The organism is Paenibacillus sp. J31R109 (assembly GCF_059692055.1).
Window position 1 is genome coordinate 1 of record NZ_JCAUAR010000027.1, and the last position, 14,748, is coordinate 14,748.

12 protein-coding genes and 1 pseudogene are annotated in these 14,748 nt (G+C 47.8%); 6 read left to right on the forward strand and 7 right to left on the reverse strand.

Going from position 1 to position 14,748, the window contains the following annotated elements; translation table 11 throughout:
* Positions 1–197: 197 nt before the first annotated feature.
* The 6 genes from AC58QT_RS33050 to AC58QT_RS33075 form a co-directional block, all read right to left on the reverse strand.
* Positions 198–1,109 (reverse strand): pseudouridine-5'-phosphate glycosidase, encoded by a 912-nt coding sequence (locus AC58QT_RS33050; protein WP_497412696.1) that lies wholly within the window; start codon positions 1,107–1,109, stop codon positions 198–200.
* Between the two features lie 4 nt (positions 1,110–1,113).
* Entirely contained in the window at positions 1,114–2,244 is a 1,131-nt protein-coding gene (locus AC58QT_RS33055) for a carbohydrate kinase (protein WP_497412697.1), read from the reverse strand.
* Positions 2,245–3,014: 770 nt separating this feature from the next.
* Entirely contained in the window at positions 3,015–3,422 is a 408-nt protein-coding gene (locus AC58QT_RS33060; protein WP_310501698.1) for a hypothetical protein, read from the reverse strand.
* Between the two features lie 183 nt (positions 3,423–3,605).
* On the reverse strand, positions 3,606–6,206 hold the full coding sequence (locus AC58QT_RS33065) for an Ig-like domain-containing protein (protein ID WP_497412698.1): 2,601 nt from the start codon (positions 6,204–6,206) through the stop codon (positions 3,606–3,608).
* Between the two features lie 302 nt (positions 6,207–6,508).
* On the reverse strand, positions 6,509–7,798 hold the full coding sequence (locus AC58QT_RS33070; RefSeq protein WP_497412699.1) for a glycosyl hydrolase family 18 protein: 1,290 nt from the start codon (positions 7,796–7,798) through the stop codon (positions 6,509–6,511).
* A gap of 424 nt (positions 7,799–8,222) precedes the next feature.
* The gene (locus AC58QT_RS33075; protein ID WP_497412700.1) at positions 8,223–8,840 is read right to left on the reverse strand and encodes a TetR/AcrR family transcriptional regulator; all 618 of its coding nucleotides are present in this window, start codon (positions 8,838–8,840) and stop codon (positions 8,223–8,225) included.
* Between the two features lie 206 nt (positions 8,841–9,046).
* On the opposite strand from AC58QT_RS33075, the pseudogene AC58QT_RS33080 reads away from it, so the two are divergent.
* From AC58QT_RS33080 to AC58QT_RS33100, 5 genes and pseudogenes are all read left to right on the forward strand, one after another.
* Positions 9,047–9,184, forward strand: a pseudogene (locus tag AC58QT_RS33080) (YiaA/YiaB family inner membrane protein); the annotation flags it as partial.
* Positions 9,161–9,481, forward strand: a complete 321-nt coding sequence (locus AC58QT_RS33085) for a YiaA/YiaB family inner membrane protein (protein WP_497287737.1) — start codon at positions 9,161–9,163, stop codon at positions 9,479–9,481. The pseudogene AC58QT_RS33080 and the gene AC58QT_RS33085, both read left to right, overlap by 24 nt.
* 84 nt (positions 9,482–9,565) lie before the next feature.
* On the forward strand, positions 9,566–10,213 hold the full coding sequence (locus AC58QT_RS33090; protein WP_497412701.1) for a hypothetical protein: 648 nt from the start codon (positions 9,566–9,568) through the stop codon (positions 10,211–10,213).
* The gene (locus AC58QT_RS33095; RefSeq protein WP_497412702.1) at positions 10,210–10,923 is read left to right on the forward strand and encodes an S-layer homology domain-containing protein; all 714 of its coding nucleotides are present in this window, start codon (positions 10,210–10,212) and stop codon (positions 10,921–10,923) included. Before AC58QT_RS33090 ends, AC58QT_RS33095 begins: the two co-directional genes overlap by 4 nt.
* A 21-nt stretch (positions 10,924–10,944) precedes the next feature.
* On the forward strand, positions 10,945–11,097 hold the full coding sequence (locus AC58QT_RS33100; protein WP_497412703.1) for a hypothetical protein: 153 nt from the start codon (positions 10,945–10,947) through the stop codon (positions 11,095–11,097).
* 882 nt (positions 11,098–11,979) lie between these two features.
* Here the strand turns inward: AC58QT_RS33100 and xylA are convergent.
* A complete protein-coding gene (xylA, locus tag AC58QT_RS33105) occupies positions 11,980–13,299 on the reverse strand; it encodes a xylose isomerase (RefSeq protein ID WP_497412704.1) in 1,320 nt (439 codons plus the stop codon).
* Between the two features lie 173 nt (positions 13,300–13,472).
* Between xylA and AC58QT_RS33110 the strand changes: the two genes are divergently transcribed.
* Positions 13,473–14,648, forward strand: coding sequence for an ROK family protein (locus AC58QT_RS33110; protein WP_497412705.1), 1,176 nt, complete (start codon positions 13,473–13,475; stop codon positions 14,646–14,648).
* Positions 14,649–14,748 lie beyond the last annotated feature (100 nt).

Sequence of the window (14,748 nt, forward strand, 5' to 3'; positions counted from 1 at the left end):
GAACAAGGTCGAATAGCACAATTGGTTACATATCTCCCGCTCAATTTGAGCAGCTATACTACCAGCAGGTGGCTTAACTTAGTGACGTCCACTTTCTTGACAGAAGAGCAGAATCGAACTATCGCGGGTACGAACAGCGTGAATACAAATAACAAAGGAGCTAAGGGATAATCCCATAGCTCCTTTGTTATTTGGGGTTAGTTCTTCAGCGCAACCGCAATCCTTGCGGCGGTTTGCGCGTTGTGGTAAACGAGAGCGATGTTCGTCTCCAGGCTGCGCCCCTCCGTCAGCTGCTTAATCCGCGCTAGCAAGAAAGGCGTGACCTTTTTGCCGGTCACGTTTTGCTCTTTGGCCTCATTCAGCGCCTGCTGGATGACGGCCTCGATCTCGACATGGTCCATAGCGGATTCTGCTGGGACCGGGTTAGCGATGACGGCGCCGCCGCGTAGGCATAGCTCCCACTTCGTGCGGAGCATAGCAGCCACGTCAGCCGCCTCATCGAGGCGGAAGTCTACGCCGTAGCCGCTCTCGCGGGCGTAGAAGGACGGGAACTCGCTCGTTTGGTAACCAACCACGGGCACGCCGTGGGTTTCCAAATACTCGAGCGTACGGCCAATATCGAGGATCGATTTCACGCCGGCACAGACGACGGCGACGTTCGTTTGGGCAAGCTCTGTCAAGTCAGCGGAGACGTCCATCGAGCTTTCACCTTCGCGGTGTACGCCGCCGATTCCGCCGGTAGCGAATACCTCGATGCCAGCCAAGGCAGCACCGATCATCGTCGCGGAAACGGTGGTGGCGCCGATTTTGCCGGAGGAGAGGATATAAGCGAAATCGCGGCGGCTTACTTTTTCAACATGGCCATTCGTCGCGAATGCTTCGAGTTCCTGTTCGTTTAGACCGATCTTGATTTTGCCATCCATGATCCCGATCGTTGCCGGAACAGCGCCGTTATCGCGGATAATTTGCTCAACTTTTTTCGCCATTTCAATATTTTGCGGGTAAGGCATACCGTGAGAAATAATCGTCGTTTCAAGAGCTACGATTGGTTTGTTATGGGCTAGTGCATCTTTCACTTCTTCTGTAAAAGTTAATGAGGTAGATAACATGGGTTTAGTCTCCTTTAGTCATGTTGTTTATCGTAAGGTGTAAGCGTTCCTCGTTCAGATCACTGGACGTCGATTCACTGGTTTGTAGCGTAATATGCGCAGCCGCAAGGCCGTATTCACAGGATGTGAGATAAGTGTGGTCATGGGTAACACCATAGACGATTCCGGCTAGGAACGCATCTCCAGCACCCGTTACTTCGATTACCTGAGTAGGAATGGACGGGAAGAATTGCTCGCCTTCTTCACCTACATAGAGCACCCCTTGGCTCCCGAGTGTAATGAAAACATGCTTCACACCACGCTCGCGAATAATTCCGGCAATTTTGGAATGGTCAGGCTCTACATAGAACATATCAATGACATCTTGGTTCATGGTTAGCGGTGTGTGAGCTAATTGAACGGCTTCCTCTAAATTTGGGAAAATAGCCGTTACCCCTGTTAAATCAGTGGGAAGCTTTTTTGATTTCTCCGAGGAAACCGGATCAATGAAGAGAGGGATGTTCTCCTCCTGACAGCGGCGGATCAGCTCCTCCAAAGTATCGCTCGGCAGGTTCGTATCTGCGATTACGAGCTTGGCAGAGGCAATATGAGACCATTTATCCCTCAGCATCGCTGGTGAGAATTTATCATAAATGTCCATATTGGCAAAAGCGAGAAACATCTCGCCTGACGTGTCGAGGAGCGCAGTATAAGATCCCGTATTCTCGCCATTGAGTACGATGGCTTGGCTGACGTCGACGCCTCGGCGTCTTGTTTCTTCTAGTACCCATTGGCCTGCTTTATCGTCCCCCACCACGGTGAGGAGGGATGTTGGACAGGCTAGTCCAGCTAAAGCTTCAGCGATGTTGCGAGCAACGCCGCCACATGACTCCGTGACCGTAACCGGATTGGAGGTGGCTAGTCGGATGGCATGCTTGCTGAGGGCTTTACTGTCGAGATTCGCTCCGCCGATGCAGAATACCGTATGCTCATCGGAAGTGACATAGGCTCTGCCACGAATCGTTCCCTTTTTGGTCAGTGACGCAATATAACCAGCTACAGCAGATCGAGAAATACCGATGAGACCGGCCATTTCATTCTGCGAAATGAATGGATTTTGACGGATAAGCGCTAGGATTTGCTGTTCACGATCCATGCAAAGCTCCCCTCCTTCGTCGTACTCCCTTTATTTTAACTCACTATAAAACAAATGTCTATTCGATGGACAAATGTTCTGGTGGTGTGCTGAACGCTTGGTTAAGAACTAGCAGCAAGGGTTTAGGTAGTCCGTAAGTCGAATATTTCGAGTTACGGAAGCTAAGCGCGGCCATTCGAGCTCCGTAAGTCGAATATTTCGAGTTAGGGAAGCTATGCGCGGCCATTCCAGCTCCGTAAGTCGAATATTTCGAGTTACGTAAGCTAAGCGCGGCCATTCGGGCTCTGTAAGTCGAATATTTCGAGTTACGGAAGCACAGCGCGGCCATTCAGGCTCTGTAAGTAGAATATTTCGAGTTACGTGAGCACAGCACGGCCATTCAGGCTCCGTAAGTCGAATATTTCGAGTTACGTAAGCACAGCGCGGCCATTCAGGCTCCGTAAGTCGAATATTTCGAGTTACGGAAGCTATGCGCGGCCATTCGAGCTCCGTAAGTCGAATATTTCGAGTTACGTAAGCACAGCGCGGCCATTCCAGCTCCGTAAGTCGAATATTTCGAGTTACGGAAGCTATGCGCGGCCATTCGAGCTCCGTAAGTCGATTTTATCGACTACTTCCCTTAACAAAACGAAAGCCTACCCACCTTTCACACAAAAAATGTGAAATGGAGTAGACTTTTTAGACACAGTCACGTCCGCGTCTCCTCATTGTTCTCGAAGCCTAAATACTGACGCGGACTCCTCGACCTGAATCGCTTCATTGCCCCAAAACTACTTTGTATACGAAGAATTGGAGCGGGACCCGAGTCCAAGCAGACCAAGTAATCCTAACAAACCGATGTAGCTGTACCAGTGCCTAGTTTTATCTTTGGGCGGCGCAGCTGCGACGGACTGAGCTTTAAGCGTAGAAACGTTCAAGGCTGTTGGCGGTGTAATCCCATACGCAGCAGCATGACCGTTCAGGTTGGTTGCAGGGAGTAAACGGGTATCTGCCCCGGGCATACCAAAGGGGTTGGTTTGATACATCGTAGGAGAACCATTCTTCAAGCTCTGCAGGTTTTCGGTCTGTGACGTATGTCCACTATGATCGTGGGCATGCAGCCGATATTGATGTGCCCCAAGCAGAAGAGAGAAGGTAAGGAATGAAATAGAAACTAATTTGAAAGATCGGGTAACCATTATCCATACCTCCAGGTAGTAAGTAGATAGGGGTCATTCGGTGTAGGTAAGCATATATTCCCCTGTGAGCGAGAAGTTATGCATGAAGATCAGTGGGATAGTGGAGGCGATAGCCGCGTCGACAGAACAAAAAAGAACCGCCGTCCCCTAACTAACTAGGAAGACAACGGTTCTAGACTAAATTTATTTCGTGACAGTTACTTGAACTGTAGTTCTCATATTGCCATAAGTAATGGTAATACGTGCAGTTCCTTTTCCAGTTGCTTTGATAACGCCGTCCTTAACGTCTGCGTTCATGATGTTGGATGTTGTCCATAATGCTGGTCTGGTGACATCATCCTCAGATCCATCCGTATAGGTAGCTATTGCTTCTACTTTAGCCGTTTCGCCTTCCTTCAGCGTAAGCTTAACGACATTGGTTTTCAAATATTTCAAAGTATCAATCTCGACAGGAACGGAGACCGTTTTGCCACCGAAGGATCCAGTAATGGTAGTTTTTCCTGAAGCTGTCGCTGTGAAAAGACCTTTCTCAACAGTACCTAGCTTATAAGAAGCGACTTTCCAAGTTGCGTTTTCTGTGACGTCTTTCGTAGTACCGTCGGACAAAGTTGCTGTTAATTTCAGTTGCGTTTGAAGACCACTTTTAGTTACAAAATAGGATTTATCTATTGTTAAACCATCGATTAAACCGATTTCTACAGGAACAGAGACAGATTTTCCGCCATAAGTTGCTGTAATGGTTGCTTTACCGCGGGCAACGGGAGTAACTAAACCTTTTGAAACCGTAGCAATACTGGTATTGCTGGACTTCCACTCAATACCTTCTGTAACTGGAATGTCTGCATCGTTATCATCTGTTGCTGTAATTCGGATTAGTCTTGTTTCATTTAAATCAAAAACTAAGCTAGCGACGTTGGCTTTTAACTCACTTGCCATATCCACTTTTACTGGAATTGTAACTGTTTTGTTGTCCAATTGAGCGGTAATCGTAGTTTCACCTGAAGCGATGGCTTTTACGACACCTTTGTCAACAGTAGCCGCTTTAGGATTACTGCTTGTCCAAATGACATCTGCGGTTACAGGTTTCTTATCATCGTCGGTATACACCGCTTCTGCAGTAAGGGTTGCCGTTTCACCTTTTTTCATAATTAATTTTTCCTGGCTGATCGTAAGAGTTTTCAACTCGCCTACCGAAACCTGTATAGTTGCTTTACGTGTGCCGTATTCGGCAGTCACTGTAGCAGCACCAGTAGCAATACCGGTAATGACACCGTCACGCACTTCAACAATATCTTTATTGCTTGATGTCCAGATGACCTCTTCATCCAAATCATCAACGGTACGGCCTTTGAAATAGGCAGAAATTGTGACTGGAGCGGAATCACCGACTTGCATATTCACTACTTTTTGCGTTGGTATGATGTTGATTGGGACGTCGACTTCGACGCGGGTTGTTGTTGTTTTACCGCCATAGGTTGCCGTTATGTTAGCTACACCGGATTTGTATGTTGTCACATTTCCCTTAATTACCGTAGCCACTTTTTCATTATCTGAGGTCCATACAGCTCTGTCTTTGACTAAGTTATCTGTGGAAGCATCAGCATAAGTAGCAAATAGCTCAAGCTGCTGAGTTTCTGTCGCTTTCAAAATAACGAGCTCGCTGCTCACAACCAAACGACGTGGAACCTCAACGTCAACCTTCGCTGTGACTGTTTTGTCCCCATACTTCGCAGAGACCGTTGCTTCGCCAATAGCGTTACCAATGAGCTTGCCTTTGGTTACAGAAACGATGCTCTCATCGCTGGAAGTCCATTCTGCACGATCTGAAATATCTGTAGGTGTTGTGCTTGTTGGATAGGTTGCGTTAAGCGTTAACGTGCCTGTTCCATTTTTCTTTAACAAAATACTTTGTTTATCTAACTCAAGTTTCACCGTACTGTCTACATCAACCGTAATTGTCGTTGATTTGGTACCATAGGTTGCCGTTAAAGTCGCTTTACCTACACTGTAGCCGGTAATTTTCCCTTTAATCGCATCTGCAATTTCGGGTTTATCTGATGTCCACACTGCTTTATCCGCGACAGTATCAACTTTGGTCCCATCTGGGTAAGTTGCCGTTAGTTTAAGATCGGTAGTTCCTTTCAGAAGCAAAGAGACGCTAGGCACTTCTGGATCAAGACGACGAACAACCTCGACATCGACATCCAAAACGATCGATTGATTCATATGAGATACCGTGATGGTCGTGCTTCCCGGATTTTGTCCTTTAACTAATCCATTCGTCACTGTAGCGATGGAGCTAGATGCGACTGTGTAGTCTGCTTTGCTTGTTACATCTGCAAAAGTGCCGTCGTAATAATATGCCGTAATCACCACTTGGCTCGTTCCATTGAGACGAAGATCAAGGCTTTGCTTATCGGTGGTTAAGGATTTGACTTTTTTGGTAACCGTTACGTTAACGATGACAGTCTCACCAAGATAGGTGGCTGTAATGACGGCATTACCTTCTTTTTTGGCGGTCACGACACCCGCGTAGACAGTTGCTACTTCGGTTGTGCCAGAGTTCCAATCGGTTTTGACCGTTGCGTTCTCTGTGGAACCACTTGTGAAAACAGCCGTTGCTGTCAGATTAGCTGTATCGCCAACCTGCAGGTTAAGCTCATTTTTGTTCAGAACCAACTTTGAAATGTCAGTCGCGGCGAAAGCCATTCCTGCAAAGATAGCTTGACTTGCCAGGACGAAAACAATAACGAGCGACAACCATTTACTGTGACGAAACTTCATGCTTTAATTCCCTCCATTTTGCTGCAAGTATGAATCGAAAGATGTCGAAATGTATGCTAGTTATATCGGTTTTTGGCAGGTTAAAGTGAATGTTTGTCACACAATAGACACACAATTGGGGGATTGTAAACGGGAAGTAAATGCGATTTGAACGTTGGTTGAAAATAGGAGCTTGCCGCGTCTGTTTTGTCAATTTTATACGAAACGAGCTGGCATGCCGTCTCCCCGTCTTGAAACGAAAAAAGAATCCGCTTCACGGACCCTTCTTACAGATATTTCCTCATAACCAGATGTTCATCTCGTCAACTGCGTTTTACAATTTTAAAGTTATCGTCAAGCAACAACCAGTTCTGCGGGAACTTAAGTCCAAGCTTCCAATAACTAATCCCACGAAGTCCGAGTTCTTGAATCAAACGAAATTTGGCCTGAATGGAGCGAGCATCCTCAAACCAAACCGTATGTTCCTTACCCGCATCATCCCAATAATTAAAATGAGGAGCTTGCGCGGTGTAATCATATAGAATTTGCGCGTTATATTTGCGGGCCAGATCAATCGCTGCCTGTGGAGAGATCGCTTTTGCATAGGCGCCTCCTTGGACAAATGGCAGTGTCCAGTCGTATCCATACAAGTTTTGGCCCATCATAATTTTGGACGAGGGCATTTCACTGCGAGCGTATTCCAACACTTTGCGAACAGGTCCAATTGGGGAAACGGCCATCGGAGGCCCCCCGCTATAGCCCCATTCATACGTCATGATAATGACGAAATCAACGATTTGGCCATGCGCTTTGTAATCATGTGCTTCGTACCATTGCCCGGCTTGTGTTGCGCTTGTTTTAGGAGCGAGCGCGGTGGACACGAGATAGCCTTTCTGATGGAAGCGATCTACTGCTTTTCGTAGAAATTTGTTGTACGCCTCTCGATCCGTAGGGTGAAGATGTTCAATGTCGAAATGGATATCTTTAAATCCGAGTTTTTCCGCGGTTGTTTCGATGTTCTGCAAAAGACGATTTTGAACGGCCTCGTCGGTCAAAATAATGTGACCCAGCTCTGCGCTGAACTGGTCATTCTCGAGGTTCGTGACCACCATCATGAGGGTGACACCATGCTGCTTAGTGATGTCTTGCAGATGATCAAGCGGCGGCTGGACTAAGGTTCCATCGCGCTTAATGCGGAAACTGAAGGGAGCTAGGTAGGTTAAGTGCGGAGCAGCCTCACGTGCTGCTTGAACCAGAACTGGCGAAACATCTGCGCCTCGAGGTTCAATATAAGCGTTCACTTCCGCTTGCGTACGCGGGGTTGGCGGGATATATAAGCGGAAACCGCTGGGTAATGTTTGATATATGGTAAGTCCATTGACAGATGCAAGTGTGTCTAAATCAATGCCGAGCTTTTGCGCGATCCTAAAAAGTCCTTCGCCTGGTTGGACCCAGTAGTAGGAGCCTACAATCGGAATCACTAATGCCTGTCCGATGACTAATGATTGACTGGGGGTTAGTTCATTTGCCTCAGCGACTTCCTCAACCGACACGCCGTAGGTCTGGGAAATGCGATATAACGTTTGTCCTTTCTGGACAACGTGAATTTGCATAAGTTGTGCCTCCTTAAAAAAAATGACTGAGCCTCCATATATGGCAGCCTCAGGAGTGAAAAACGCTAAAAGCACAACTGAGACGCTCAAAGTAGGAGGCTCAGGAGATGGGAAGTCGGAAATGACTGTATCCGAGCCTACTTTTTTTCCACTTCAGAATGGGCAAGTTGCGGGCTACCGAAAAATGCTTTCTGATTGGTCATACAGCGAACATCTACCGAGGTCCCCATGAATGATCGTCACTTAATGGGGGAGAATGGCGGTTACGCTTCTCTGGAATGGCCGCGGTAAAGGTTTTCTCATATGTTATTCGGCCAGTGGGCGATAGGTGAATGTCTTGGGGGAAAAAGATAAAGAGCTCGCCTATCTGTACGAGAAGATGTACAGATAGGCGAGCTCTACCGCTGCGGCTTGCAGCAAAAAACTACTTTAGCAAATGAACTAAAGTAGTAAGGGTTTGACCTAGCAATGCGGGATCCTGGTTCGCATGTTGTAGAAATAAGGCGCCTTCGAGTGTAGAGATGAGGAGCCCAGCGACAGCTTTTGTAGGCAGATTAGGAGAGAATTCTCCTGTACCCACCCCTTCGAGAAGCAGCTCATTAACCAAGTGGATCTGATCTTGAAAAAATAACCCCACCTTCCGTCTGAGTTCTAGCGCCTCCTGTGGCATCTGAGTATACAATGTGAGGAAAGGGCAGCCAGCTAAAGAGCTAGCTTCCGTACTTGTTATGCTTTGATAGAACAGATTGAAACGTTCCTGAACACATAAGTCCGAACGGGCTGCAATATCCTGCATCAGCTGTGTATACGTTTGGATAAGCTCATCCAATATCGCAGATAAGAGTTCTTCCTTGCTTTTGAAATAATAATAAATATTCGTCTTCGACACCGTGCTGGCGAGCACAATTTCATCCATACTCGTGGCCGAATAGCCGTTGGTGAGGAAGAGATTCGTAGCGGTCTGAAGCACAACGTCTCGATTAGTTATTCGTTTTGTTTTTGTCATGAGCAGTACTATAAAGTGCTGAAAAATAATTGTCAAATCATCCCTGCCCACGTTGGAGGCTAAGGGTAGTTATGTTAGGAAGTCTTAGGAGTAGGTACTATTGGAAAATAGTACTATTTAGAACGCGGTGATTCCCATATACTCAGTAACAAGAGCAGGTCATTCATAGCGTTGCGAGGCAACGATAGGGGGATATTAAGATGATGAATCAACGGAAACGGAATACAACAGCTTTTACTTTTATGGCGTGGGCGTCTTTTATTGGGGCTTTCGTGGCCATGTTCATTGGGATCTACACACTGGAAGAGTCACTAAGCGTGAAGGGATACTTTGCGGTATGTGCCCTGTTTCTCACGATGTCGGCGTTCGTACTCCAGAAGGTTATTCGTGACAATTTGGAGGATGGGTTCGAATCGCGTAAGCGGAATACATCGGCTTTTACCTTCCTAGCGTGGAGCTCGTTCGCCTTAGCTTTGCTTGGCATGTTCATCGGCATCATTAATCTCGATCAGATTCTTTCGGTCAAAGGGTACTACGCTGTAACCGCTTTGTTCCTGACCATGTCCTCGTTTGTTCTGCAAAAAACAGTACGTGATAACAACGATGACGAAGCGTTGAACCCTGCACAACATGGGCATTCAGCCTCTCATTTGAATGAATTGAAAGTGGAAGAGTAGTCAAGTTGGTGAGCTATTACTTCATATAAATATTGCCAAACCTTCCCATCATCTAGTAATCTATGAAACGGGAGGGGTTTTGGTATGATTAGGAAAATAAGTAAAGTTATCTCTTTGTTACTATTGATAAGCTGTCTGGGGTTTACCGTTCCCGTGTGGGGTGCGGAGCAAAACGTTTTGAAGCCCGGTGGTATCACCTATGAAATGAAGGATATTAGCGTGCAGTATGCGGCCGAATTTACCGCTAATCCTGTAGCTAAGGCAGGAAAACCTACGGTTTCCATGTCTGTCTACGATGCGGTTTATAGCAACGCAGCTAAGCCGCTGCAAGTGCTGTACGGTGTAGTTAAACTGACGACTATGCAAGGTAACTCTTTTACAGAGGAGTTCATTAGTGTTACGGATGGTGTTCACACTGTTCGCGGTTTATCCAATGGGGGCGGCCCAATTTACAATGCGAACAAGCAAGTAAGAGGGCAGAGTACGGAGTTTGTGACAGGTAAAAAGCTAACCGATAAAAGTGTCGTAAAGGACTATTCCAATGGCTGGAAAACGATTAGACTGGTTCGGAACTGGGATGATTATGCCAACCCGATGGATTTTACCATTAGCTTCAAATGGGATTTGGTCGGTCCAACGGATGTTTTCTTTCAAAAGTTAACGGAAACCTCGTATGTTATTGATCTCACTACGCTCCGCCAAAAGGGCGCGAATCAGGCGGTGCAGCGATGAGGAAAATGATTAAAAAGATTGCTTTAACCGTGGTTGGCGCGATGCTTGTATCCGTGTTGTTCACTTCGGGAGCATGGGCTGCGGATGCAGGGGTTAAGCACACGGCAGAAGCAGATAGCTTGAACAAGCTGCAGCTATTTCAAGGCACAGATCGCGGCTACGAGCTGGAGCAGACGCTGACGCGGGCGCAGGGCGCCACGATGCTGCTGCGTCTGTTCGGCTGGGAGACGGCCGCCGTGAATGCTCTGAACTCGCCGTTCACGGATGTGCCGGCGACGCATTGGGCTGCGAAGGCCGTAGGCTTCGCGTTTAGTAAAGCGTTGGTGCACGGTGTCACCAACGTGTCGTTTGCGCCGGATGCGAGCATCACCGGCGAGCAGTTCTTGGCGCTGACGCTGCGCGCGCTAGGCTACGCAGAGGCGGAGCCGCAGACGGCCAGCGAGCTTGCGGCGGCAAGCGGACTGCTCAGCGCGAGCGAGGCGCAGTCGATTGCGCTTGGCGCGGTGTTTCGCCGCGACGAGATGGTCGCGGTAGCGTATCGCGCCATCCAGACCAAGCTGAAGGGCAGCACGCGTACGCTGCTGCAGAAGCTAGTCGAGGATGACAAGGCCGTAAGTGTGGAGGCTGCTGTCGCTAGCGGGCTCTACAAGAAGTCTGCTTCAGATCCGATGGACCAGATCGAAGATGCTATTCGCGAGGCGCTGAAATAACCAAGAGCAGGAGCTGAAGAGATGTTGTCGTCGCAAAAAGGGAATCGGTATAAGACACTGGTGCTTTTCATACTCGTGGCATTGCTATTAGGCGGGTGCAACTCGTTTGGCGCGAAATGCGGCTGTGGTGAACCCATGGAGAGTGAAAAGATTAGCCACCAAGGTACAGGATAAGACTAGAAAATCCCGCTTTAGCTAAGGCTGAAGCGGGATTTTTGCATGGAACCAAGTCGAAGGAGTCTGGAACTCGAATTTTTCGAGTTGCGTGAGGGAAGCAAGGTTTTTTGGAGTCTGGAACTCGAATTTTTCGAGTTGCGTGGGTGAGGCGAGGGTTTTTGGAGTCTGTAAGTCGAATTTTTCGAGTTACGTGAGGGAAGCAAGGGCTATTTGAGTCTGTAAGTCGAATTTTTCGAGTTGCGTGGGTGAGGCGAGGGCGTTTGGGATCTGTAACTCGAATTTTTCGAGTTACGTGAGGGAAGCAAGGGTTTTTGGAGTTTGTAACTCGAAATTTTCGAGTTACGTGAGCGCGGGAAGGGCTCTTGGGATCTGTAAGTCGAATTTTTCGAGTTACGAGAGCGAAGCCAAGGCAATTGGGGAGCTGTAACACGAATTTTTCGAGTTACGTGAGCGAAGAAAGGGCTTTTGTGATCTGTAACTCGAATTTTTCGAGTTACGTGAGCGCGGCAGGGGCTTTTGGAGTCTGTAACTCGAATTTTTCGAGTTACGTGAGCGCGCAAGGGCTTTTGGAGTCTGTAACACGAATTTTTCGAGTTACGTGAGCGAAGCAAGGGTTTTTGGAGTCTGTAACACGAATTTTTCGAGTTACGTGAGCGAAGCAAGGGTTTCTGGAGTCTGTAACACGAATTTTTCGAGTTACGTGAGCGCGGCAGGGGCTTTTGGGATCTGTAACTCGAATTTTTCGAGTTACGTGAGCGCGGCAAGGGCTTTTGGGGTCTGTAACACGAATTTTTCGAGTTACGTGAGCGAAGCAAGGGCTTTTGGAGTCAGCAAAAAATCCCACCCCAGCCAAGGCTGAAGCGGGATTTTTTTCATGTATTAAGCGTTAAGCAAATACTGATTCACAGTTGCTTTGATCAATTCCAAACGGCCGGATTGGTTCACGATCGGTCCGTTGTTGGCAAGCGCGTAAGCTTCAAGTGATTTGAAGTCCGCTTTGCCAGACACGATGTCTGCGCCGATGCCGGACTTGAAGGAACCGTAGCGTGTATCAAGGATGTTATCGAATACTTTATCTTCGATCAATTTGGCTGCAACTTGCAAACCGCGAGCGAATGCGTCCATACCAGCGATGTGTGCATACACAACGTCGATAGCTTCGAAGGAAGTACGGCGAACCTTCGCGTCGAAGTTCACGCCGCCACGGCCGATGCCGCCTTCGTTCAGAAGGATTTCGTACATCGCCATCGTTGTCGAGTACAAATCAGTTGGGAACTCGTCAGTATCCCAGCCTAGCAGCAAGTCGCCTTGGTTCGCATCGATGGATCCAAGAATGCCGTTAACGCGAGCTACACGAAGCTCGTGCTCAAACGTGTGACCAGCAAGTGTAGCATGGTTTGCTTCAAGGTTTAATTTGAAGTAAGGAAGCAGGTCGTATTTTTGCAAGAATGAAAGTGTTGTCGCTGCATCGAAATCATATTGGTGCTTGGAAGGCTCTTTCGGTTTAGGCTCGATCAAGAATTGACCTGTGTAGCCGATTTCTTTGGCATAATCAACAGCCATGTGCAGGAAGCGAGCCAGGTTGTCGAGCTCAAGACCAAGATCCGTGTTCAAAAGCGTCTCGTAACCTTCACGGCCGCCCCAGAAAACGTAGTTTTCAGAGCCAAGCTCTTTGGCGTGATCCAAAGCTTTTTTCACTTGTGCTGCTGCATATGCAAAAACTTCTGCATTGTTGGAAGTAGCTGCCCCATGAACGAAGCGCGGGTTTGTGAACATGTTGGCTGTGTTCCAAAGCAGCTTTTTGCCTGTGGAAGCCATTTTATCTTTGATCAAACCAACGATTTCGTCGAGGTGTGCATTCGTTTCTTGCAGGGTGTTACCTTCTGGTGCGATATCGCGATCGTGGAAAGCGAAGTAGTCGACACCTAGAATGTTCAGAAGCTCGAAGCAAGCGTCAACGCGAGCTTTGGCCAGCTCTAAGCCGTCGTACTTATCCCAAGAACGGATGTTAGTACCAGCTCCGAATGGGTCAGAACCATTAGCAGAGAAAGAGTGCCAGTAAGCGACTGCGAAACGCATATGTTCACGCATTGTTTTGCCTAGAATGACTTGCTCTGGGTTGTAAAATTTAAAGGAAAGTGGGTTCGTGGATGTCGGGCCCTCGTAAGTAACCGGTTGAATGTTGTCAAAGTAGCTCATGAATTCAGCCTCCGTATAAAGGAATAATAATTGCTTATGAAGCCATCATAGCATCATTCTTAAAGTTTGTAAATTCATTAAACAAACTTAGTTAATGCATGAAAAAGCCTTCTATGTTAGAATCATTTCCATAGCGATGACTCGCAGCATTTGGAACGGTATGGAGGATAACCATGAAACAAACAGGCGACTTAAACCTTGTGAAAAAGATTAATAAATCGATCGTCTTGCATCACATTCGCACGGATTCACCAATCTCACGCGCGAGAATTGCTGAAATTACAGGACTGACGAAGGCGACGGTATCCAGTCTCGTGAATGAACTGATCGAGAGCTCCCTCGCCCAAGAGATCGGTGTTGGGGAGTCAAGCGGTGGGCGCAAGCCGATGATGCTGCTTTTTAACGGAACGGCCGGATATGCAATCGGTGTTGATCTAGGTGTACATGATATGTTGGCTGTGCTTACCGACTTAACGGGAAAAGTGATTCGTGAAAATCGCATCCTGCATCACAACGGGTCTGTAGAACAGGTAACGCAACTGCTGAAAACGACAATTCGTGAGCTGATTGAAACGGCGCCAGAGAGCGTATATGGTGTGATTGGTATCGGTCTCGGTGTGCCTGGCATTTGCGATGAGGAAGGGAATTTATTGTTTGCCCCGAATCTGGGCTGGGAAAATGTACAGTTGCAGGGACAGCTGGAAGCTGAATTTGGACTGCCTGTTGTCATCGATAATGAGGCGAATGCTGGTGCAGTGGGAGAGAAGCAATTTGGCGCTGGCAAAGACACGGCGAATCTCATTTATGTGTCCATTGGTATGGGGATCGGTGCGGGTATTATTATCAAAAACGAGCTCTATCGCGGGGCGACGGGCTTCGCCGGTGAGATCGGCCACATCTCGATTCAGCATGACGGTCCGAAATGCCGCTGCGGCAGCTTGGGCTGCTGGGAGCTTTACGCATCCGAGCATGCGTTATTGGAGCAAGCGGCGAGAGAGCTTGGGCACGAAGTCGATCTGGAGTCTTTATTAACACAAGCAGAGAGTGGCGACGCAGGGGTCATTAAGCTTTTTGAGCGGCTAGGCTACTACCTTGGGGTTGGTGTGGTGAACATCATTAACGGGTATAATCCAGAGTTTATTATTCTTGGCGGACGGTTGGCTGGTGGTGAAAAATGGCTCATGAAGCCACTTTTGGAGCTGCTTGAGAAGCGATCTTTGCCGCATCCGCGCAAGCAATTGCGGGTCGAGTTCTCTCAGCTGCGTGATCGGTCCACCGTGCTGGGAGCGGCGTCTTTTGCTGTGGCGAAGTTTTTTGCATCGACAACCGTATCCGTGGATCGGAACTAAGAACTAAGAACTAAGGTTAGCGAAGAGTCAAATTGACATAACATGGCATGTAAAGTTATTGACTGACTCTCTGTCTTTTTTGTAAAATGGGAAGGGTCTG